The 22,855-nt window shown below is 51.8% G+C and carries 20 protein-coding genes; 8 read left to right on the top strand and 12 right to left on the bottom strand.

Translation table 11 applies throughout. The features are described 5' to 3' along the window. Positions 1–2: 2 nt before the first annotated feature. From FFS57_RS19150 to FFS57_RS19140, 3 genes are all read right to left on the bottom strand, one after another. Entirely contained in the window at positions 3–350 is a 348-nt protein-coding gene (locus tag FFS57_RS19150) for a RidA family protein (protein WP_137939426.1), read from the bottom strand. Between the two features lie 117 nt (positions 351–467). After that, positions 468–1,661 carry a DesA family fatty acid desaturase gene (locus tag FFS57_RS19145; protein WP_137939425.1) on the bottom strand — a complete coding sequence of 398 codons (1,194 nt, stop codon included), beginning with the start codon at positions 1,659–1,661 and terminating at the stop codon, positions 468–470. 162 nt (positions 1,662–1,823) lie between these two features. Then, on the bottom strand, positions 1,824–3,113 hold the full coding sequence (locus tag FFS57_RS19140; RefSeq protein ID WP_137939424.1) for a mechanosensitive ion channel family protein: 1,290 nt from the start codon (positions 3,111–3,113) through the stop codon (positions 1,824–1,826). Positions 3,114–3,339: 226 nt separating this feature from the next. Between FFS57_RS19140 and FFS57_RS19135 the strand changes: the two genes are divergently transcribed. After that, positions 3,340–4,845, top strand: coding sequence for a YdgA family protein (locus tag FFS57_RS19135; protein WP_137939423.1), 1,506 nt, complete (start codon positions 3,340–3,342; stop codon positions 4,843–4,845). Between the two features lie 122 nt (positions 4,846–4,967). Continuing rightward, the gene (fliD, locus tag FFS57_RS19130; RefSeq protein WP_137939422.1) at positions 4,968–6,395 is read left to right on the top strand and encodes a flagellar filament capping protein FliD; all 1,428 of its coding nucleotides are present in this window, start codon (positions 4,968–4,970) and stop codon (positions 6,393–6,395) included. Positions 6,396–6,452: 57 nt separating this feature from the next. Here the strand turns inward: fliD and FFS57_RS19125 are convergent, their stop codons facing one another. The 4 genes from FFS57_RS19125 to purM form a co-directional block, all read right to left on the bottom strand. Continuing rightward, on the bottom strand, positions 6,453–7,742 hold the full coding sequence (locus FFS57_RS19125; RefSeq protein WP_137939421.1) for an RsmB/NOP family class I SAM-dependent RNA methyltransferase: 1,290 nt from the start codon (positions 7,740–7,742) through the stop codon (positions 6,453–6,455). Between the two features lie 77 nt (positions 7,743–7,819). Then, positions 7,820–9,094, bottom strand: a complete 1,275-nt coding sequence (locus FFS57_RS19120; protein ID WP_171014074.1) for a DUF3108 domain-containing protein — start codon at positions 9,092–9,094, stop codon at positions 7,820–7,822. A 76-nt stretch (positions 9,095–9,170) separates the two neighbouring features. Then, complete coding sequence (gene purN, locus FFS57_RS19115; RefSeq protein WP_137939419.1) at positions 9,171–9,803, bottom strand: phosphoribosylglycinamide formyltransferase; 633 nt, start codon at positions 9,801–9,803, stop codon at positions 9,171–9,173. Between the two features lie 78 nt (positions 9,804–9,881). Further along, positions 9,882–10,925: a phosphoribosylformylglycinamidine cyclo-ligase gene (gene purM, locus FFS57_RS19110; RefSeq protein ID WP_137939418.1), complete on the bottom strand. Its 1,044-nt coding sequence runs from the start codon at positions 10,923–10,925 to the stop codon at positions 9,882–9,884. Positions 10,926–10,986: 61 nt separating this feature from the next. Between purM and hda the strand changes: the two genes are divergently transcribed. The 4 genes from hda (at position 10,987) to FFS57_RS19090 (ending at position 14,322) form a co-directional block, all read left to right on the top strand. Further along, positions 10,987–11,901 (top strand): DnaA regulatory inactivator Hda, encoded by a 915-nt coding sequence (gene hda, locus FFS57_RS19105; protein ID WP_249384074.1) that lies wholly within the window; start codon positions 10,987–10,989, stop codon positions 11,899–11,901. A gap of 14 nt (positions 11,902–11,915) precedes the next feature. Beyond that, a complete protein-coding gene (locus FFS57_RS19100; RefSeq protein ID WP_137939417.1) occupies positions 11,916–12,581 on the top strand; it encodes a histidinol-phosphatase in 666 nt (221 codons plus the stop codon). Beyond that, on the top strand, positions 12,565–13,197 hold the full coding sequence (locus FFS57_RS19095) for a phosphatase PAP2 family protein (protein WP_137939416.1): 633 nt from the start codon (positions 12,565–12,567) through the stop codon (positions 13,195–13,197). Before FFS57_RS19100 ends, FFS57_RS19095 begins: the two co-directional genes overlap by 17 nt. A 234-nt stretch (positions 13,198–13,431) precedes the next feature. Beyond that, a complete protein-coding gene (locus FFS57_RS19090) occupies positions 13,432–14,322 on the top strand; it encodes a DUF2167 domain-containing protein (RefSeq protein WP_137939415.1) in 891 nt (296 codons plus the stop codon). Between the two features lie 2 nt (positions 14,323–14,324). Here FFS57_RS19090 and FFS57_RS19085 read toward each other — a convergent pair whose 3' ends face one another. From FFS57_RS19085 to blaOXA, 4 genes are all read right to left on the bottom strand, one after another. Beyond that, positions 14,325–14,813, bottom strand: coding sequence for a P-loop nucleotide/nucleoside kinase family protein (locus tag FFS57_RS19085; protein WP_137939414.1), 489 nt, complete (start codon positions 14,811–14,813; stop codon positions 14,325–14,327). Between the two features lie 121 nt (positions 14,814–14,934). Continuing rightward, entirely contained in the window at positions 14,935–15,501 is a 567-nt protein-coding gene (locus FFS57_RS19080) for a DUF2087 domain-containing protein (RefSeq protein WP_171014073.1), read from the bottom strand. Between the two features lie 293 nt (positions 15,502–15,794). After that, positions 15,795–16,952: an acyltransferase family protein gene (locus FFS57_RS19075; protein ID WP_137939412.1), complete on the bottom strand. Its 1,158-nt coding sequence runs from the start codon at positions 16,950–16,952 to the stop codon at positions 15,795–15,797. A 95-nt stretch (positions 16,953–17,047) separates the two neighbouring features. Next, entirely contained in the window at positions 17,048–17,857 is an 810-nt protein-coding gene (blaOXA, locus tag FFS57_RS19070; RefSeq protein WP_171014072.1) for a class D beta-lactamase, read from the bottom strand. A 168-nt stretch (positions 17,858–18,025) separates the two neighbouring features. Here blaOXA and FFS57_RS19065 point away from each other — a divergent pair, with 168 nt between their 5' ends. Then, positions 18,026–19,564, top strand: a complete 1,539-nt coding sequence (locus FFS57_RS19065) for a hypothetical protein (RefSeq protein ID WP_137939410.1) — start codon at positions 18,026–18,028, stop codon at positions 19,562–19,564. A gap of 473 nt (positions 19,565–20,037) precedes the next feature. Then, positions 20,038–20,751 carry a PEP-CTERM sorting domain-containing protein gene (locus tag FFS57_RS19060; protein WP_137939409.1) on the top strand — a complete coding sequence of 238 codons (714 nt, stop codon included), beginning with the start codon at positions 20,038–20,040 and terminating at the stop codon, positions 20,749–20,751. 222 nt (positions 20,752–20,973) lie between these two features. On the opposite strand, the gene FFS57_RS19055 is transcribed toward FFS57_RS19060, so the two are convergent. Then, positions 20,974–22,644: a thiamine pyrophosphate-binding protein gene (locus tag FFS57_RS19055; protein WP_137939408.1), complete on the bottom strand. Its 1,671-nt coding sequence runs from the start codon at positions 22,642–22,644 to the stop codon at positions 20,974–20,976. Positions 22,645–22,855: the final 211 nt, after the last annotated feature.

Here is a 22,855-nt window from a genome sequence, read left to right as displayed (position 1 = left end):
GGTCAAACAGCAGCGACCACTACAATCTCAACTTTCCAGGCCGGGTTGGCCAGTTTTGCTTGTACTGTTGCCCGGGCGGGCGGGTGGCCTACAGGCACCCAGGCATCCCACGCAGCATTCATTCCATCGTAATCGGCAAGATCGGACAAAAAAATCTGTGCTGACAGAATACGAGTCTTGTCACTGCCTGCTCGTGCCAACAGTGTATCGATGTAGTCAAGAACTTGTGCTGTCTGCCCTTTTGCATCCAATGTTGTGTCTTCAGGTACTTGACCAGCCAAATAAAGTGTATGGTTGTGTTTAACCATTTCACACAAGCGAGGGCCTACGTCAAAACGCTCGATGTCCATTGTTCTCTCCTGTAAAAATAAAAAAGCCGGACAAAGCCGGCTTTAGATCTGGAAGGCTCTGGTGGCGCCTATTCTACGTTCGAAAATGTCATGCCAACAAAACCTAGCCTGAAAAGTTTACGCCATAGCGTAGCAACGCAGACGTTGTGAAAATTCACGCAGGGGCTCGATACCCGAACTTTCCGCACGATGACACCAATCCTGCAATTGCTTGACCAGTTGTTCCTTGGATGCCGAAGAGCGTTCCCATAGCTGGGTCAATTCCTGGCGCATGTGATAAACAGTTTGTAACACATTACTATGTTGCAATAAGGCCTGCAGCTTTTCACGTTCGTGTTCAGGCGTATCCTTGGCATCCTGTTTCAGCCAAACACGCATCTGCTTGACCGGGTTCCATCCGTCCAGATGCGGCAACTTGGCATTGGCACGCAATTTCTCAACCTCCGCAGACACCGTTTCACGCAGCTCCTTGGCGTACTTGGCTGCAATTTCGTAACGGTTCGCAATGATGGCCTGCAAGCTTTCATCATCGCATACGGGCTTGGCTGCAACTTCCTTCACACTGGGCGCCACACGACGAACCTTGGCCAGTCCCACGGTCTCCATCATGCGAATGTACATCCAGCCAATATCAAATTCGAACCATTTATTGGACAACTTCGCCGAGGTACCAAAAGTATGGTGATTGTTGTGCAGCTCCTCACCACCGATCAAAATACCCCAAGGGAAAATATTGCGGGATGCATCTTCACATTCGAAGTTACGGTATCCCCAGTAATGGCCAATGCCGTTGATCACCCCAGCCGCAAACAGTGGGATCCAGATCATCTGCACCGCCCAGATCGACAGACCTGCCGGGCCAAACAGCAGGATATCGATCATTGCCATCAACACAATGCCTTTGGCACTGTGACGGGTGTAAACATTACGCTCCAGCCAATCGTCAGGCGTACCATGACCATACTTTTCCATGGTTGGCTTTACCTTGGCTGCGGCACGATACAGTTCGGCACCTTCACGCAACACCTTCTTGATGCCCAGCACTTGCGGACTATGCGGATCTTCTGGCGTCTCGCAGTGAGCATGATGTTTACGATGGATTGCCGCCCATTCCTTAGTCACCATACCGGTCGTCAACCATAACCAGAAACGGAAGAAATGGCTGGGAATCGGGTGAAGATCCAGTGCACGGTGTGCCTGATGGCGATGCAGGAAGATCGTCACAGACGCAATCGTAATATGAGTCAACGCCAGTGCAACAACAATATAGCCCCACCATGGTAGGTCAATGAGGCCATTCAGGTATTCCATCTTCGCTTTCCTTCTTGGTTGATGCGGGGGAGTGTAGCCCAACTTTTTCAGTGTAACTGCGTTGAACAGCTATTTATATTAGTATTTTCTAATTTTTGTGCTAGGCGTAATCGACGGATTGTATCCTTGATCCACGCCCCAGCAATCAGGGTATCTCCCTAATCAGCCATTCAACTTGTCTTCCACACTTTGATTCAGCACGGTCACTTCGCGACGTGGGTAAGGGATTGTGATACCAGCTTGCTTAAATGCATTCCATATCTTGAAGTTGATGGTAGATTTCAATCCAAGCTGGCCGTTTTCCGGGTCGCTGATCCAAAACAACGCCTTCATGTTGATACCACTTTCCCCAAATGATTCCAGTGCAACGGAGGGCTCCGGAGTAGTCAATACACGCGGCTCACTCTTGACTGCTTCGAACATGATCTCGCGTACCTTGTCCAGATCGCTTTGATAGGCCACCTGAATCGGCAACTCGATCAACAGATTCTTGTCGGTATATGATCGATTGACCACCGTTGAAGTGATCAATGTCTCGTTGGGAATAATCGCTTCCGAACCATCCAGGCTACGTACCACCACATAACGTGCGGTCAGACGAGTAATATTGCCGACCTTATTGTCGATCACAACGAAATCGCCGGGACGGATCGAACGATCCAGCAAGATCACGAAACCACTGACATAGTTGCTGGCGATTTTCTGCAAACCCAAGCCCAGCCCCACACCAAAAGCACCACCAAATACAGACAACATGGTGATGTCGATACCGATCAATGGCAGCGCGATCAAAATACCCAGTACCATCAACACAGCTCGGGCGACTTTTGTCATTACCACGCGCATATTCATGTTGAGGTCGTCAGCCTTCATAATGCGCTGTTCAATGAAGCTACCCAGCCACATGGCCCCCAGTAAGGTCACGGTAAACCACAGCAGGCTGGACAATACAATCAACAATGAGATGCGATGCTTGCCAAAACTGAAACCCAGGTCATCCAGCAGGTTCAACACATCTGGCAACCAGCCAACCATGTACAGGGCAACCGTACACCAGACCACCACCCCAATCCAGCGCTCAAAGCGTTTCAACCAGTTTCTGTGGGGAAAGATGTAACGCAGCATGTACACCGCGACCCGAATCGCCGCCAGCGTCACTAAAAGTGGGATGGCCACTTTCAAAATACGGACCGAATAGAAATTGCCGAGCACCATTTTGCCCAGCCAAACAAACAGTAGTGCAGACAAAGGGAAAAGCGCACGTTTGAAACTGCCTAGACCAGCTTCCCAGTTAGCCGCTTCGGACTTCACGCTGCCCCGAAGCAAGCGTGTCGCCAACCAAGCCAAAGCCAGACTGGCCAACAGCACGCCAATTTGCCACAGCACATCGACCCGGCCCAGGTCCTCGGCCGCCTCCACAATCAGGTTATGAATTTCGCGTTCAACAGTCATACGATTTCCAAAAAATCCGGTCCATCCCATTTTAGCATCGGGTGCATGAATGACGTTTGAATGCTGCACTAGACAAGGAGCCCCATCAATTCCGATGGACAATCCAGAGCCGGACGTAGTTGCAATAATAGGGAAATTCGCAACCCTCGTGTAATCCCACCCATTTTGCACGCGATACGGGCTAGAATAGCCGCTTATTTCGATAGACTGGACTGGTCGCTTGGCTATGAAGAAGATTTGGCGCGGCGTTGCGCTGGCAGGGACAGGAGTGGTTGTAGTTTGGTTTGGCACCACCTGGTGGGCGGGGACGTCCGCCGAGCAGGCATTGACAGAACAGCAACAAAAGTTATCGAAGTTGCCGTATTTCAAGCTCAAGGCCGCGGCCTACAATCGCGGATTCTTTTCTTCGGAACAGGAAGTCACACTCGAACTCTCCGATGCTGTTACCTGGCCTTATCAGCTTTATCTGCGTTATGCAGGTAAGCAATATCAGCCCATTTCACTGACCTACCGCCAACACATCAAGCACGGCCCATTCCCACAGCTGTCAACACTCGATTTTCGTCCATACAAGGCCGTTGTTACCACAGAACTGCTATTGCCGGATGATGTAAAAGCCAAACTCAAGCCCTTCTTCGGCGACAAGCCTCCGGTCAATCTGGAAACCCGTATCGGCTTCAATAACGATGGTGTAATCACTGCCAAAGTACCAGCTTTCGACTACCAGGAAGCAATCAGCGGCGTAAAAATCCAGTGGCAGGGGCTGGATAGCCAGTTTGCCTACAACGGCCAATACAATCAGTTCCAGTTGGCTGGCAACATCCCAGGCCTGAAACTGGATGCCGCAGGTAAAGCCACTGTCGATCTCAAGGCGCTCACCTTCAACGGCAAAACACATAGTGGCGTAGCTGGGCTGATGCTTGGGGAATCCAGCGGCAAGTTGGCTTCGGTTGCTGTCGACATCAAGGAAGGTACCGCATTTGCAGCGACACTGGAGAATCTGCAATATCAATCCAGTACAGAAGCTGAAGGTGATTTCGTCAATGCAAAAGGCCGCTTCGATATTGGTGCCCTATTGCTTGAAGGCAAGCGTTATGGCCCGGCTACACTCGATGCAGCTGCTCGCCATCTGCATGCGCCGACCTTGGCCAAACTTGATCAGGCAATCATCGCGTTACAACGCCAACCGCTGAATGATGAAGAAGCGACCAGCAAAGCTTTCGAAACTCTCAAGAAAAGCGGTCTACCTTTGCTACAACACGATCCAGAATTGGTGTTGAACAAGTTGACCATTCAATTACCAGAGGGCAAGGTCAATGCCAATGCAGGTATCAAATTAATCGGCTTGGTTGAGCAAGACCTGGAAAATCCTGTGCAGTTACTTGAGCGGATCAATGCACGTGCGGATCTAAAACTACCCAAACCCGTGGTGGATACCTATGTACGGCTGTTGATCCGCAATACCTTGATCAGCCGTAGTGGCAGCGCCGCCGACATCACGCCAGAACAAGTCGAACAGATGGATGAACTGGCGCGGCAATTGGTACAAGGTCAGGTTGCCAATCTGATTGACCAGAAAATGATTCGCGAGGAAGGCCAGAATCTGGCCATTGCGCTGCTGTGGAAACAAGGCAAACTCAGTATCAATGGGAACGATGTCCCTTTACCCTGGCAAACAGCCCCAATCAACAATGTCGAAAAAGGCACGCCCGGAACTGCCATTACGCAATAAGGGTTATCAACTTAATAGCTGGCCACGCAATCACGTTCTGACCGGCCATGTTACAAATCAATCACCAGTCAGATTGGCTAGGTCTACACTTTGTAGTGCGGTAACGTGTCCGGAGCGATCGTATGATCGGTTCGATCTACAGTAGTAGTATTGCAGGGCTGTATACGTCAAGAGGTTTGTTACAGCCGAGTGATTATCTACGCGACAGCGAAATCAGCCGCATCGGCGGCCGAGGGGTTGGTCTGTCCGCGGCCGGCAATGATTTAAGCCGCGCCGTCGAAAGTACGCAGGTTCGACTCTCCAATGTTGGCAAGTTACGGTCAGCCCTCGACACGTTCCGCACTGATTTGGATACCTTGTCCACCAAGGACAAAGTGTCTCCCTTCAAAGCTTTGTCTAGCGATGAAGCTGTTGCTCGTGCAACCGCTGCCCTACCTGATGACCTCCGTGACAATCCGGCAGTGCAACTGGTTGTGAGCCAAGTTGCCACATCACAAACCCTGCAAAGCGAAAGTCTCGACGATGCCAACAGTACAATTGCTGGCACTGGTTCACTGACTATTCAAACTGGCAGCTTCAGTGATGCCAACGGTACATTCACCCCCACAACAGAGCCTCCCGTCACCATCAATATCAGCGCTGCCGACGGCACATTGAATGGCATTGCCCGCAGTATCAACAATGCCAACGCAGGCATATCGGCACGTGTTGTTGAGGGTAGCGACGGGTTCCGACTGGAAGTCACCGCCAGCTCTGGTACCAGCAACACCTTACGGATTACCGCACAGGATAACGATGGAACCAATACTGACACGAGCGGATTGTCGCGTTTTGCGTTTGATCCCACCGCTTCCACTGGTAATGGACAAAATCTGGATCAAACCGTGGTGGCGAGAAATACAGAAGTTACGCTGGACGATCGCAGATTGAGCAGTGCGAACAACACCGTCACTGATGTCGTCAATGGAGTGCGCCTTGATATTCAAGGCACGGGCAGTACCAACATTACCATCGGTCGTGATCAGGATGCCTTCAGACAAGCGGCCAAGCGCTTTGCCGATAGTATTAATGCTTTTGAACAGAGCATATCAGAGCAACGTGAAGAACGATTGACGGCGCGTACGCTGTCACAGGTGACTGCGCGCCTGAATGCCGCCGAATCAGGTTTTGGATTAAACCGGCAAACCTTGGCAGATATTGGTATCAGTCGCGATACCAAGGGGCGTCTGAGTGTGGATGAGGATAGATTGGCAACCGCTTTCAATCGAAATCCAGACAACGCCAGCCAATTGCTGAGTCAGTCAGCCAGTACATTACGTGATGACATCAGTCTGATCACTGCCCCACAAAGTGAACTCAGACAAACGGGTCAGATTCTTGAACGTACTTTGAGCAGCCTGGAAACCCGACGCAATGTTCAACAACTCTCGAATACACAAATGTATTATGGCCTACCTGCTCAGCAAGCCAGTTCATTATTCAACTATGTCCCCAGACAAGGCAGCCCGCTTGGGGCCGCCCGCTACCTGAGTATTGCAAATAGCGCATAAATTGGTTTCATCGTTTTTCATGCACTTGCTCCGGCCGAAGCAGGGTCACCAATGCGGTTACGCCTGCTGTGCCATCTCATCTTGTGGCGATTCGTCTTGGCCAAGGCGTGTCAACGCGGCCGCAAAAAAGCCATCAGTACCATGCTGATGAGGATAGAGCTGTAAGTAATTCCCCATTGGTAGGTCAATTTTTTGTTGTGCAAGCAATTCACCCGCTGGTAACAAACTGAACTCTGGATGCTGGGCCAGAAATGCTTCAACGATTTGCTGATTTTCTTCCGGCAGAACAGAGCACGTTGCATACACCAGTCGCCCACCTTTTTTCAGCAGTGATGCAGCTGAAGCCAGAATCGAAGCCTGCTTCTGGGTCAGTTCGGTAACACTGTCTATGGATTGACGGAACTTCAAATCAGGGTTGCGTCGCAAGGTACCAAGACCAGAGCACGGTGCATCCACCAACACGCGGTCGATCTTGCCAGCCAGACGCTTGATCTTGGTATCATTCTCATGCGCGATCAACTGTGGATGTACATTGGACAATCCAGAACGCTTCAAGCGTGGTTTGAGATTGTTCAGACGCTTCTCGGAAACATCCAATGCATAGACACGCCCACTAGACTGCATCAAAGCCCCTAGCAACAAAGTCTTGCCACCAGCGCCAGCACAGAAGTCCACAACCATCTCGCCACGACGTGGCGCTAACAATAAGCCCAACAACTGGCTACCTTCGTCCTGTACTTCCAGTGCACCTTCCGTGAACAGGGCATGCTTATTGACCGCAGGTTTCCCTTGCAAGCGCAAACCCAATGGAGAATAAGGTGTTGGCTCGCACGGCAGCCCCCCTGCAATCAATGCACCCATTACTGCGTCACGACTCATGCGTAGCGTATTGACCCGGATATCCAACGGCGCAGCCTGCTGAAAACCACGCCCCATCGTCAGAATGGACTCGTCATCCATGAAAGTATGCAGTTTGTTGTACAGCCAGTCTGGAAACTCAGCCTGAATAGCGATCGGAAGGCTGTCCGCCTTGACAGCCTTTGCATGTGTTGCTGCTTTCAATTCAGCCTCGGGTGCGAAAGTGGCAATCGCCTTGGCTGGCAAACCCTGCACTTTCACCAGATAACCGAGTAACAACCCACGTGCAGTCGGTTTCTCTACCACCGCTTCAAGCATCAAGCGACGACGCAGAATACCAAAAACCGTTTCGGCGATGATATGTCGATCCTGCGTACCCAATTTTGGGTGTTCACGAAAGAACCGTGACATGACTGCGTCAGCAGGTTGTGTCATCGGTAAAATCTGACGCAAGGCGGTCAGGGTCATGTCAAACTGATTGGCATTCATATTGGATCACTTGTTTTGATTCATATTGGAACACCACTTGTCCAACCCGCAGGTCACATCAAGTGGCGGAAATTAGGTCAGCGATCCCGCTTGGGGCGCGGGGGCGCGGGTTTCGGTCTGCTCAACATCACTTTACCCGCCACTTCCACTTTGGTCACATCCAGTGGAACGATCAGTTTACCCGACATGTCCAGATTCACTTTGACAGGCAAGTTATACCAGTCAGGCGCCAGCCAGAAATCACCACGGCCACGTTCGTTCTGCCCCTTGACCAATACTGCATTGACATCACCCGCACCTGGAATGTGAACAGTCGATTCGCCCTCGATATGGTAACGCTGGGTATACAGTTTCTTGCCGGTGATAATCTGCAACTCGGCATCCATCGCCTTGCTTCCACGCAGTGCCACCTGAAAATAAAGTGACAAAATATCCTGAGCACCTGGATTGATAGGTTCCCGTTTCAGCGATTGTGGATCACCAAAACTGACCGTGTTGGCATTCCAGTCAAACAGCACCACATATTTTGGCGTATCCAGCTTGCCATCGCGAAATTCCTGATACTCATCTGGGCGCAACCCCGCTTTGGTCACAGTCCCTTTGGCACGCCCCAACATACTTTTTCCCAACCCTGCCGCACGTAGCTCAACCGTGTAGACATTGCCTTCCTGTCGCCAACTCAAGGTAGCCTCACCCAATCCCAATGCAGTGTAGTGTACCCGCATGTCTCGGGGAAAGGCTTTGCTGGACACCGGTGCGGCTTGAACCTCACTGGCTACAGACTCAACTGGTGTGGATGGCACCACAGGCGGCGCTGTCGCGACAGTGGTTGATACAGGCGTTTCTGGCACCGGTAACTGCACTGGTTCAGGCTGCGCGATAACTAGTGCGGTCGGCTCTGGTGGTAGCATCACAGGTTCTGTCGGCACTGGGAATGATTCTGTCGTGGGTACCTGCTGCGCCAGCTGAGTAGGTTGCGCCTTTTTGGGCACGACCGTCCTGGGTTGCTTGGGTTTTGGTTTACTTGTTGTCGCCTTCAGTTGCTGGGCCGGGACCAGATACACATTCAGTTTGTTGATCAGCGGTTTGGTCGGCAAACCCGCCTGCGGCAGTGTTTCAGCTTCAATCTCCTGTTCAGTCAGTTGGCGATCGGTCTCACGAACCTCGATTTTTTCACCCATCAGACCAAGGGCAAGGGCATAGAGCTGTTCGCTAAAGACTGTAGCAAGATGAACCAAGACCGATAAGGTCATCGCCACAAGCAATGTCCGGGTTATCCAGGGCCTCATGCCGAGCCGCATCCCCTTCGATACCGCGTCATGTCCCGCTCCTTGAGTTACTACGTTATCCATAACGATCCGTATTGATCATGTATGTTCACCTCGCCGGAGTCACACTCAGGTTGCTGGCACTTAGTTGCGCAAACAGTCAATCAGGTGATCGCAACGCTACTGTTGCATCAATCTGATCCTGCCGGACACGCACACGGCCGTTTTCCAACGTAACACGATCTTCGGCAATCCAGCGTACGACCGCCGGATAGAGCAGATGTTCCTGCTGCAATACACGAGCAGACAAAGTTTCCGGCGTGTCATCATCCATCACAGGTACCGCCGCCTGCGCGATGATCGGGCCATGATCCAGTTCTGCAGTGACAAAATGCACAGTGCAGCCATGCAGCTTGCATCCCTCCTCCAGCGCTCGGGCATGGGTATGCAGGCCAGTAAAAGCAGGCAATAAGGAAGGATGGATATTGATCATTCGTCCTTCATAGTGGCGAACAAAACCTTCAGACAAAATGCGCATGAAACCTGCCAATACAACCAAATCGGGTTGGAAAGTATCGATAAGCTGCGCCAAAGCCGTATCAAAGCGCTCGCGGCTGTCAAAATCCTTATGCGACAACACGGCCGTCGGAATACCGTGTGCACTGGCAATAGCCAACCCACCCGCATCGGCCTTATTGGCAATCACAGCGGCAAATTCAACTGGTGGCTTGGCATCCAGAATGGCCTGCATATTGCTGCCGCGGCCGGAGATCAACATAACAATTCGCTTCATATGCACATCTATCATTTAGAGCCATGAAAAACAAAGGCCGCCAGCATGGCCGGCGGCCGGTATTGATGACGGTAGTACTCAGGCCACCTGAGTCTGATGCTCATCACCACTACGAGCCCGGACGGCACCAATGCGGTACACCGTTTCGCCCTCTACAGTCAGCATGGCCATCGCAGCATCGACATGCTCCGCGGCTACAATCACTACCATACCGATTCCACAATTGAAGGTGCGGTACATCTCATCCGCTGCCACATTGCCTTCTGTCTGTAACCACTGAAACAACTTCGGCAATGGCCAAGCTTGCTTGTCGATCTGTGCCACGGTGTTCTCTGGCAATACGCGCGGTACGTTCTCAGTAATACCACCACCGGTGATATGTGCCATGCCCTTCACTGGCAAATGCGCCATCAGCTTCAGCAGTGGCTTTACGTAAAGACGCGTGGGCGCCATGATGCAGTCTGCCAGTGTTTTGCCACCGTCAAACTCGGCATCCAGATCAGGTTTGCTACGCTCAATGATCTTGCGTACCAGGCTGTACCCGTTGGAATGCGCGCCATTCGATTTCAACCCCAACACCACGTCACCAGGCTGAATGGACTTGCCGGTAATGATATTGGCTTTTTCCACCACGCCCACGGCAAATCCGGCGAGATCATATTCACCATCCGGGTACATGCCCGGCATTTCGGCAGTTTCACCTCCGATCAAAGCACAGCCAGATTGCTCGCAACCAGCGGCAATACCCTTGATCACATCCGTTGCGCGCGGCACATCCAGTCGGCCACAGGCAAAATAATCCAAGAAGAACAGCGGTTCAGCCCCTTGCACAAGAATGTCATTGACACTCATCGCAACCAAGTCGATACCAACCGTATCATGACGATCCAGCTCGAAGGCCAGTTTCAGTTTAGTACCCACGCCGTCGGTACCTGACACCAGAACAGGTTCTTTGTATTTCTTCGAAATTTCCACCAGCGCGCCGAAGCCGCCGATTCCACCCAGCACTTCTGGGCGCATGGTGCGCTTGGCAAAGGGCCTGATGTTCTCGACCAGTTGATCGCCTGCATCAATGTCGACACCGGCATCACGATAGCTGAGGGAGGTTTGGTTGGCGCTCAAGAGGGTTCTCGCTTTGATAAGTGAACGTTCCCCGCACACGGCTAGGGAAAACAAAACTATAATGTCGCTTTCGACGCATGATCGTGGCCTAGGTGGCCGCGATAAAAAACAACATTTTACCGTATTCCAGTTTGCAATTGAAACGAGAAGCGCATACCTTGCCTTTGCAAAAGCAATTACCACCCCTGACAATGTGCACCGGTTTGCTCGATTGCAAGGCTGGAACCCGCGCTGCCAGCCACTCGACCAATACCATACCATCCCGCTTGTGAAACAACTGCTGCTTGATCTGACCCCGTCCCCCCCAGCTGCCTTTGACAATTTTGTCGGCCAGGCCAATCTGGAAGCGCTCAACGCACTACGGGACGCGGTTTTTGGTTACAGCGACGAACACATGCTGTATTTGTGGGGGGAACACGGCGCAGGCCGTACACATCTTTTACAAGCAGCAGTTCGTGCTGCAACGGAACAGGGCGCCAAAGCTGCTTATGTAGACTGCGCCCAATTGTTCGCCCCTGACGACAGCCTGGGTGAATTGGATTGCGTGGCACTCGACAATGTTCACCACCTGAATGCCGAAGCCCAAGTTGTAGCATTCAGTGTCTACAATCGCCTGAAAGAGTCGCGCGGCGTATTTGTTGCTGCCGGCCCGTGTGCACCGAGCCAATTACCACTGCGGGCAGACCTGACCACCCGCTTTGGCTGGGGTTTGGTGTTTCAGATGCAGCCCTTGTCCGATCAGGATAAGGTACAGGCCCTCAAACTACATGCCCAGGCTCGTGGTTTTATGCTGAGCGATGATGTCTGCGAATACCTGCTATTGCGCTGGCGACGCGACTTAACCTCACTGGTCGGGATCATTGATGAACTGGATCGGGTATCACTCGAACAACAACGCCAAATCACGTTGCCACTGTTGCGCGAGGTATTGAGTGCTCACCGCTTTGATGATGCCAGCCAACAAACTTTGTTCTGAATGGGAGATATTCGATGAAGCGCCTGGTGTTATTTGACCTTGATCACACCCTGCTGGCAGGCGACAGTGACGTTGAATGGCCACGTTTCCTGATCTGTCGCGGCCTGCTGGATGCCGACGAAACCAATCGCCGCAACGATGCTTTCTATGAACAATACAAAGCAGGGATACTCGATATGAACGAGTTCCTGACATTTCAGCTGGCACCGTTGGCACAGTTCAGCATGGAAGAATTGCACACACTTCATACTGCCTACATGCAAGAACATATACTGCCCATGATCACCGACAAATCCCGGCAATTGTTAGCTGGCCATCAGGCCCAAGGCGATCTGATTGTGATCATTACCGCAACCAACCGCTTCGTTACCGCGCCGATCGCCGCAGAACTGGGGGTACCACACCTCATCGCTACCGAACCTGAGATCGTGGATGGGCGGTACACCGGTAAACCCATGGGTATTCCTAGTTTTCAAGCTGGCAAAATCACCCGGCTGGAAATGTGGTTAGCAGAGCACGCGCAAAAATGGACCGACTTTGATGAAACCTGGTTCTATAGTGATTCCCGTAATGACCTGCCACTTCTAGAACGGGTCAGCCATCCGGTGGCCGTCAATCCGGACAGCCTGCTGAAAGCCATCGCAGAAGAACAAGGTTGGCCGATTGTCCACACCCACTGACGGTACGCAACCGACTACTGTATTGCTACATGAGCGGGTTGCTCGTGGGATTTCGATCGTGGGCCATCCACTTTGCCTACTTCCCGCTTCCACCTTCACGGCCATGGCCCGACAGGAACGCCCGGAGTTGCTTGCCGTTGCCATCGCGTTTCTATTGTTGGGTGGCCTGATCACAGTCTATAGCACCTATCGGGTCCAACAAGGGCGCTGGCAGCACGTCGACGCCAGTATTCCGCACGAGCGCCGTGATCTTCACCATTTCATACTTCCGTTATTGGTGATCAGCAGCCTGCTGACAGGTTGGCTACTACATTTACCAGTCGTTGCGTTGGGCATTGCCACGGCAGGGTTGATTGTCTTGATCGCCAAACTCTGCCTGCGCTGGTTCAAATTATCCCATCACGTGGCATTCGCGACATTTGCTGCCATACTACAATGGCCTTTCCTGCCTGGTGTGCTGCTGATTGCATTTGCTGTATTCCTGATCGGCTGGTCCAGAATTGTGCTGCACCGACATCAACCCATAGAAGTATGTGCTGGCACGCTTGCTGGCATCATGGCTGGCAGCATGTTCTGGTTAAGTCTGTTTGCCTGCCGTCAGTTTGACTGGTTGTGAATCATTGTTCCCCAACTCAAATACATTCCCAAAATCATATATTTACCTCTACTATCATCAGTATTCATTACAATCAAATTTGGCATGTGAGTCATGCATGGATATATATTCGGCAGCGTAGGCAATAGCACTGCACAACATGCCGTTCAGAGCATATAATTTTTGTATCAATTCTGAATAGACCAGTGCCAAACAAACATCAGTCTAGTTACTCAACTCTCGCAAGGACGCAGCATGAAGGCATTGATCGGCCTCTTAGCCATTTGGCTTTCCCTCGCTTCCGCAATCAGCCAAGCAGCCCCATACCAATCACGCGAAGAACAGCTCCAATCCATTAAAACCATTTATGCAGCCTACAAAGCCGCACGTATGGCTGCTATTGCCGGCCCCAATCTAATCAGTGTACCCAATCAGGCAAGATTCAATCTGCCAGCCAGCACCGTCTTCATCCCCAAGAATGATGTCAATCACCTATTGAAAGCGATCAAGGCGAATCCCAGCGATATGGTTGTTGGTGCAATTTTGCCCGAGGATGAATCAAATCCTTGGGCAATAGAAATTCGCTTTAATCCGTTTGGATATATCAGTGAAAAAGATTCTGCCCAAATACATTCCACAACATTCATGAATGAAATGAAAGATGCCTTCATCAAAGCCAGCGCCCAACACGCTGGCATCCAAATCATGTTCAATAAGTGGGTCATGCCTCCTGCTTATGATCCCACAAAGCACAGGCTCGAATTTTCTTTCGATGTACGCTCAATTGGCCTGCAAGATGAGCAATTTTTTATTGCAGGGGCAGTGCTGCTTGGACGGGAAGGCGGCACTGCCTTGGTGATGCATGCCAAATATGCAGAAATGGCCAAGGCTCAAGCAGTTTTCAGACAGATTCTGGACGGTTGGACGTATTTGCCGAAGAAGCGTTATGAAGATTACAACTTCCTGTTCGATCGCGCTGCCTCAATAGACAATGTCAACTGGGGACTTGAAGGCACTTACGATGCCAAACGAGATGAGTCCGTATCGGAAAATCTGTCGAACATGCCTCGCATCCTACTCATCGTGATGATTGCCTTGGCTGGCATTGTTTTTACCGTCATTCGCCGACTCAAACCTAAAGATTAGAATTAGGCCTGCTCTTGGCAAATATTGATCTCCATGATCTGATCAAAGCCCTCCTCAATGGAGGGAGGCTCAAGTTGATCATAAACATGCCGAATCGCCTCTTCGCGGATACACGCAAGCCCAGTACGTGTGGCATTTTGAGCAAGGGCTACGTCGAATGGCGTGTTCAGCCAGACCGCTACTACTTTGCGCCCCATACTCTTGGCCAAGACAACTGCCCGCGTACGTTTGGTACGTGACGGTAATGGCCCATCAAGGAACACCGCATCAGGGCCAAAACGATGAGCGTTCTGTTCAACCCAGGTTGTTTTTCCTGCACCTTGTAATCCAAATACAACATACAAGGTAGCGTGTGGCCCAACTGCTCGCAATTGTCGCTCCATGGCCTCGTATGCGAGCTCCCAGGCTGCTACAACGTCTTCGCTGGTGAGCGTGACATTGCCGGACATATCCAGAAAATGATCGGGATTGATGTGGTTTGATAACGACATGCTATGCCCCCTAAGAATAGGACGTTCTCAGGGGCATTTGTCCCTGAAATCAATAAACAGTAACACCGGCTACAACACTGTCGCTCACGCGATGCCGCTGTAACCGGGACGACACCCTTCCCTAAGCCACTTTTCTGGCTTTTGGCAGCTTCCTTAATCTTCGGATTTCGCGAATCATCGTCATCACTTCATCGGAAGGCTTACTTGGCTGCTTGCGGTATTGTGCACCATCTGGCGTACGCCATAGTAGGCCGGCGTTGACCAGCTCTCGGCGCAAGATGACGTGATCACCAAAAGTGTTGAAAGCTTTCAATACCTCATTGACTTCCCGCTCGGTATATTTGTGGCGCGGTATGAAAAGCGTCCACAAATACCAGATGCTAAGCTGCTGAACGGTGTACTTGTTTGGCCAGCGTGTAAGTCGGCCTGAATCATCCAGGTAACTGATCAGCTTTTTGGCATTGGCAGTCAGCGCCACTTGGCTGGCGTTGGCATCGTTTGCCGCATCCTGCTGGTGAATTGCCAGCTCGCGATAACTTTGAAAGTTCTGAAAGCCGGCAGCGCGGGCCAGTATGTTGAGCATCTCCAAATGAGATGGGACGTCAGTACGAGCTGCCAACTGCCGACACATAGCACGAGCGAATGCTGAGATATCGTCAGTATGAAATGGAAGCAATATCTTGGACACGGTGGTTTCCTTGTTTGAAACGTGCCCACCCGAAGGGGTTGCTGGTGGTCGCCCTTGCAGCATGGCACAGGAAATCATGGCCACGTGATCAAACTACAACAGGTTTAGCGCTCCAATAGCGGAGTGGCGACGCCTGGGTGAACTGCCGACCCGAGGCGCAAGCTTAACAAGTTTGCCCCTGGGCCGACAAGCCTCAGAACCTGTTCACGATCTGCCATGAGCAGCACATGAGCCACAATCACGGGTGCGCAATATGGTTTTGAACAGATTCCCAGCTGTCACCCACTTGCGAATCACGGGTTGCGCACCATTATTGCTGTAGTCGTCACCGTTTCTGCCGCAGGCATTGCATGCCCCAGCAGCCAGTCACGCAAGTGCAAGCCGGGACGTTCGACCAGCCAGTATAGACCGCCCCCTGCCACCAAGGCCGCCCCGCCATAACAGACATAGGCCAGTACTGGGTTTGCCATCAACTTATTCCCCCATTGCACCTGAACACAGTGAAAGACCGCCTTGTGGGTCAGATACAGGCTGTACGCCAAGGTTGCTACTACCGTGACACCCGGTAACCTGAAGCGTCCAATCAGGCTGAATGGACTGGCCGCCGCTGCCACCAGCATCGCCAGGCTCCAGGATAACAATGGGAAGCCGATGACTGCGGGCAGGAACGCAAACCGATCCACAAACAGATACAGCGAACACGCCATGCCTACCACCCCAGCCAGCAATAGCCCATTGGCACGCAACATCAGCCATGCCCATTGCTTCGGGTGATACACGTTGACTATCGCCAGCGCGACGCCAGCCAACAAACCGTCCAGCCGCGTATAGGTGGGGTAATAGATACGCTCGATATAAAGCTGGAAGAAATTCCCCGGCCCCTCGACGATGCCCTGAACAGGCGCCAGATCATGCTGCCAGACGTACCAACGCAACAGCAGACCGCCCAGTATGATGCTGACACTGACCACTACGACGTTCACAGCACTGGGGCGACGCGCCATTGCCCACACCAACACGGGCAGCAGCAGATAGAAATGCTCCTCTACACACAGCGACCAGACATGAGAAAACGCCTTGGGAATCGAGTAATCGATCAGCAGATTCTCGGTAAACGTCAGAAACTGCCACCAAGGTTGAATTTCCTGAAATTCGCGAATGCCAGGCAGATTGAAATACAGCACCACCATGACCCAGAATGCCGGCAGGATGCGAAATGCCCGCCTCAGATAGAACCGGCCGCATGATACGGTCCCAGTCGTTTTCAAGGTTTGCAACAGCTGGCTTCCGATCAGAAAGCCGCTTAATACAAAGAACAGGTCCACACCCATCCAGCCAAAGCGGGCAATATTGTTGCCCGGCAGTGATAAGCCACCCACCATGGCGTGAAACAACATCACCCACAATATGGCAATGGCTCGCATCAAATCGAGCCCCGGCATGCGTTGCATCACTTCTCCCCTATTATGTTATTCACTTATATCGATACCAACGTACAACTACTTTTTGCAGTCATGATGCGGCAAACAGCCCCCAAGCGGCTGCCTCAAATCACGCCTGAGTCAGCAAGTAACTTACGCGCCACCACCATCCGCTGATCAGCGTCGCGATCTGTATTGATGTCAATGTTCAACGCAAAAGCATAGATCTTGCTGTCACGCTCAACCCAGCCTACCCACCAGCCAATCCCGGGTCGCGTGGCATCCGACCAACCTGTCTTAGCATACAAACGGTAATCTTCCGTTTGATCCTGCAGGGTTAAGTCATGCACTCTGTCCATGGTCGTTTTGCTCAGGGGTAATTGCTTTTGCGCCAATTTAGCCAGGAAACGGGTTTGTTCGATTGCCGAGATCGTCAAAGGGCCATCCAACCAGAAACGATCGATCACTTTACCAATATCGCGGTTGCCGTAATTGAACTGTTTGACCCATTCTGCCATTCGATCTTGGCCGATCCGGCGTGCTACCACTTGATAGACGGGCACATTGGAAACACGAATGGCATCGCGCAGATTCATATCTTTTTCCCATATGGCAAGTCGTTGTGGCTTACCGCCATAGGGCTGGATTTCATCCAGATCCCGAACCGCGCCGGTTTCCAACGCAATCAAGCTATTGGGAATTTTGAAGGTGGAGGCAGGGATGAATCTTTGCAAAGCACGCTGTCGAGGGTAAATCAGCGTTTGATTCGCAGCCACGTCATACAACACAAATGTCCCCTTCACACCAGCTGCATTGAATGCACCCGCAAAATCCGGCCGGTCAATCACCGTATCGGCATGTGACAGATGTGACAGCCATAATCCAGTCAGTAACAGCAAAAACAGCGACAATCGCGGTGCACGAACCTTAATCATGTAACCCGTCCATTTCCCCATGAATGAAACTGCTCAACCACATGGCAACCGCTTTGACCAATTGCCATCCATATCGCGAATAGTAGATAGCCTTCACAACAGTGCCTATCGACCCGGCTGTCACAACTGTCACATTCCCCTGTCCATCACGATAAGTAGGTGGCCGACATGATCATGATTGAGCTCACCACCCCCCAAACGGTGAATGGTCGACGGGCTGCTTATCAATCGCTATGGTTATTGATACGGGTTTATTGGGCCTGGCAGTCCGGCCAACCCAAAGTACGACTGGATGACTTGAAAGGTTTGTTGAGCGATGCCCGCTCACTACGCATGGCCATCAGCCGGGCTTTTCGGGATTTTGGTGAATGGGGGATCAAAGTGGGCTGGGGGGAGGACATCCAGCGTGATCCACGCTTTCTGAATACCGATCGACGCAGTCAGGGGCCTTTCTGGCTGACTGGTACCGAAGCAGCCAAGTTGGCCATACATGTCGATCAGCACTTGGCCAGTGCCGAGGACATTACCGCTTACTTGGGCCTACCCCAACCCTATCCTGCACAAACCTCGCCAATCAATCAAACGGTAACTGACCTGGCCTTCTGGCAGCAGATCATCCTGGCCCGACAAGCTAGCCGTTTGGGACGCCTAGCCTCACCCGTGCAGGGTGAGGGGGAAATGACCGCACTGACCGCCCTTAAAACAGCCCATCAACTGGCAATCGATTCAGCCCAGGAAGCCCATGTGCTATTGGCTCAGGCAGGAGTATGGCGACGCCTGGGAGATGGAAGGCAGGCAAGACGACTACTGCGCCAATTACGGGAACAACGACGAAACAAACAAGTGGCCGGACATGATTTTCTGGATGCCATGGAACAGATCCTCGCGGCGTGGTGCGCTTACGATCAACGAGACTTCGGGCTGGCCACTACGTTGCTGGCTCAGTTGCATGGCAGCCCCAATTTGACTGGGCTGTTACGCTATCACCCACAAATCCGTTTCGAATGGCACAACTTGTCCGCACTTGTGCTGCGAACCCGCGCACTGGCCTTCCCCACTGACTTAGCCGCCACAGACTGGGCTCGGCAATCGCTACAACATTTTGAAACCAGCTTGATGGCGGCATTCGAATCCAACTCAATGGATGCGGCCCAACAAGGAGCAGCCAATCTCGGGATGGCGTGCTGGTTGTTGCACTGTGCCAAGTTGATTGATGGGCCCGACCCAACCCCACAAGCTGTGCAACGTATTGCATTCAGTGAATGGCTTTGCCAACAAAGTGGATTGAGTCATCATTCGGCCTGGAATCCGCTTTATTTGATGCGAATTGCGCGAGGCCATTGTAATACCTCATCACGCCCGTCATTTTCCGATTTCCAGTGCTATGCGCCATGGCCACCCACTGCATTACGCGACTGGGCACGGCCTTTTGCAGATGCGCTCCCGCAGCAGGGTGGTTGGCATGATATAGCGGCCAGCTATCTACAAGAGCACGACAGCGGCCGGCGACGTTATCCCGTCAGCCAAGTGTGTGCCCTACTGTTTGAGCGAGCCTGGTACAGCGCCCACGCTGCCCAGCCACACGTTGCACACGCCGCCTTGCAACGGCTGCAGGGACTGTTGCCAGAACTGTCACGTGCTGATCGTGAATACTACCGGGGCATGTGGTCGCAATTGCCAGCAGAGATAGCCCCCATACCAGGCTAGATCGGATTCGTCCCGTTCAAGCATTTTGGTTATTCACACCATTCCAATCGAACCTGGATGACCCATAGTCAGGTGGGAATGGCATGGCCTCTTCAAGTAACGATCTAACATTGAAACATACCAACGAACGCGACTTGCCCCATTTTCCAATCCAAAATCACACAATCATCATCGACCCATTCGACCCAATCACACCATTTCAATATGACCGGTCTAATTTACCAACTCACCTGAAAATCCAATTGATTCAGATATTTTTACACTACCCTTGAAACCTCATGTACCCTTCACCAAAATACGCAAAAAAATAAAGTCAAGTCATTGTTTTATATGAATTTTAAAATAATTCAAAAAATAGGCATGTGATGTGCTTTCTTTCCTGACGAGTAGCAACTTATTTGCTGCTTGCCAGGTGGATATTTCCATCAGCGCAAATTGTCATAGTTCGAACTATTTAATTTCCAGGAGGCAAGATGATGAAAACAGTCGCATCCACTCCTCGTACTACCTTCTCCAAGGTAATGCGAATTTCAGTAGTCGCAATGGCAGTCAGCTGTGCGGTATCGTCAGTACAGGCGGGGTTGATTGAAGCAATTGCTATCGAAGACAAAGGCGTGCAAGTCACCGTCATTGGGCACAATGAATTCAGGAGCCGAATGACGATCACGCTACACGCCCCCGATTGGGGAGACCGTGCAGGTACCTATACACGATTGAATCGGGAAACCTTCGTTATTGATCAGATCATCACAACACATCTGTGGAACATTTTTCCGGCGGTGATCCACATTCCACAACCACCTAATTTTGGTAGTTTCATTGATATCCCGTTTTTTATGGCGACGGGTGATGATATCGGTAATCTGGACTCACTCCCTACCAATGCACAAATGACCAATGCCACCATGACCGATGGGTACGGTAATGAACACGGCGGTACCATCCAATCGTTCTTTGATGTGTTTACCGAACTACCATTATTCGGACTGAATGGCGAACAATATCAATGGGATCTGAGTGGTTTCAACATGAATGACCCAAATGATCGGAACGGGAATTTCTATTTGACAACAGTTCGAATGACCGTCGATCAGTTCACGGTACCGGAACCCGGGACCATCGCGATGATCGGGCTAGGATTAATTGGCATGCTGAGTACCAAGACGTCACGTCGTCGCTGGTTTTGAGGTCAATCACTTACGGTTGGATTAACTAACATCTCCAATACAACATGCTTGGCATACTCACACCAACATCTATCAGCCTTGGCCCGGCCTCACCACCCATCAGTGCCAATCGGAAATTCGGCTACCGCCGAAGAATACCGTTCCGGGCCAAAGCGAACTTACCTCGTCTACCGTATATCAATCTATCGCATACTCAGGTTGATCCTTCGTCATTACCATGACCTATCGTTTACCACGAAGTTGATTGATGGTCGTGTTGGGGGTAATGGCTTCAGGGTCGACCTGTATCTCGATCAATGCCGGCTTTCCAGCAGTCAGTGCACGTTCAAATGCCACGGCAAACTGGCCAGTCTCTGTCACCAATTCACCATGAGCGCCATAGGCTTTGGCCAACGCGACAAAATCCGGGTTGACCAATGAGGTGGCCATCACTCGTTCCGGGTATTCCCGTTCCTGATGCATACGGATGGTGCCAAACATGCCATTGTTGACCACAATGAATATCACACTGGCACCGTATTTGACTGCGGTAGCCAGCTCTTGCCCGTTCATCATATAGCAGCCATCACCGGCAAAAGCCACCACGGTACGACTTGGCTGTGTAATCTTGGCAGCAACTGCGGCAGGTACGCCATAACCCATTGAACCATTGGTCGGTGCAAGCTGCGTACCAAACTGTCGATATCGATAGAAGCGATGTAACCAAATCGCGTAGTTGCCAGCCCCATTGGTCACAATCGCATCTGCAGGCAGCCGTTCACGCAACCAGCACATGATGTCCCCCATCTGTACTGCCCCGGGGACCCGCCCAGGCTCACTCCAATCCAAATAGATTTGCCGATTGCCGGGCACGTTATCCCCCCATGGCAAACTGGCCGGTGGCTGCAGATTCAAAGCGGCTGCGAAAAATTCCGGATAACCACTATTGATTGGCAGATCCGCTGCATAGACCCGACCCAGCTCTTCAGCACCTGCGTGCACATGTACCAGAGTTTGTGCCGGACGAGGGATATCGAACAAAACATAGCCATTGGTAGTTGATTCACCCAATCTGGCCCCCACGGTAATGACCAGGTCAGCCTCCTGCAAACGAGCCTTGAGCTTGGGGTTGATACCCAATCCAACATCACCGATATAGTTTGGATGGCTATGGTCAAACAAGTCCTGATAGCGGAATGCACACGAAACCGGTAATTGCCACTGCTCGGCAAACTGCTGTAAATCGGCGCACGCTTGGGTTGTCCAGCCACGGCCACCGACAATCATCACCGGTCTTTTGGCTTGGCAAAGGCGGCTGTGCAGTTCCGCCATGGCAGCTGGCGGTGGTGCAGCAGCAATACGTCGATATGGCTGTGGTTGCGCAACATCGCATGGATCATTGAGCATGTCCTCCGGCAAGGCCAGCACAACCGGGCCTGGACGCCCGCTGGTTGCGATATGGAAGGCATGGGAGAGAAATTCCGGAATACGGCGGGCATTATCGATCTGTGCCACCCACTTTGCCAGCTGCCCGAACATACGTCGGTAATCCAACTCCTGAAATGCTTCACGCTCAAGTGCATCCCGCGCGACTTGACCGATGAATAGAATCATCGGACTGGAATCCTGAAATGCAGTGTGTAAGCCAACACTGGCATTGGCGGCACCCGGCCCACGGGTGACAAAGCAAATACCGGGTTTACCTGTCAGCTTGCCATAGGCGTCGGCCATATACGCAGCCCCACCTTCCTGCCGACATACGATCAGTTTGAATCGTTCACGTACATCGTAAAGCGCATCCAGTACCGCCAGGTAGCTTTCACCTGGCACACAGAAACCTGTATCGGCGCCATGGATGAGTAAGGCGTCCACCAGCGCCTGGGCGCCATTTCGAACAGCAGGAACAGCAGACATGACAAGTCTCCTAGATCGGATCCGGTTCGGAACACCAGGATGAGCCATCACGGCCGTGTTCCGCTATGCAGTACACAACCATGCTCTCACCGAATTGCTTAGACATGCTGAGACATGCCATCAGCTTGTGATCAGGAAACATTACTCCAAGGAAGACATACTTGGCATGCGGCGCTGCCACAATGGCATTTTTTATTCCGCATACCGGAAC

It is taken from the genome of Chitinivorax sp. B (genome assembly GCF_005503445.1).
GTDB lineage: Bacteria > Pseudomonadota > Gammaproteobacteria > Burkholderiales > SCOH01 > Chitinivorax.
Note: the sequence above shows the minus strand (reverse complement) of the source record. Positions and strands in the feature narration are given on the sequence as shown.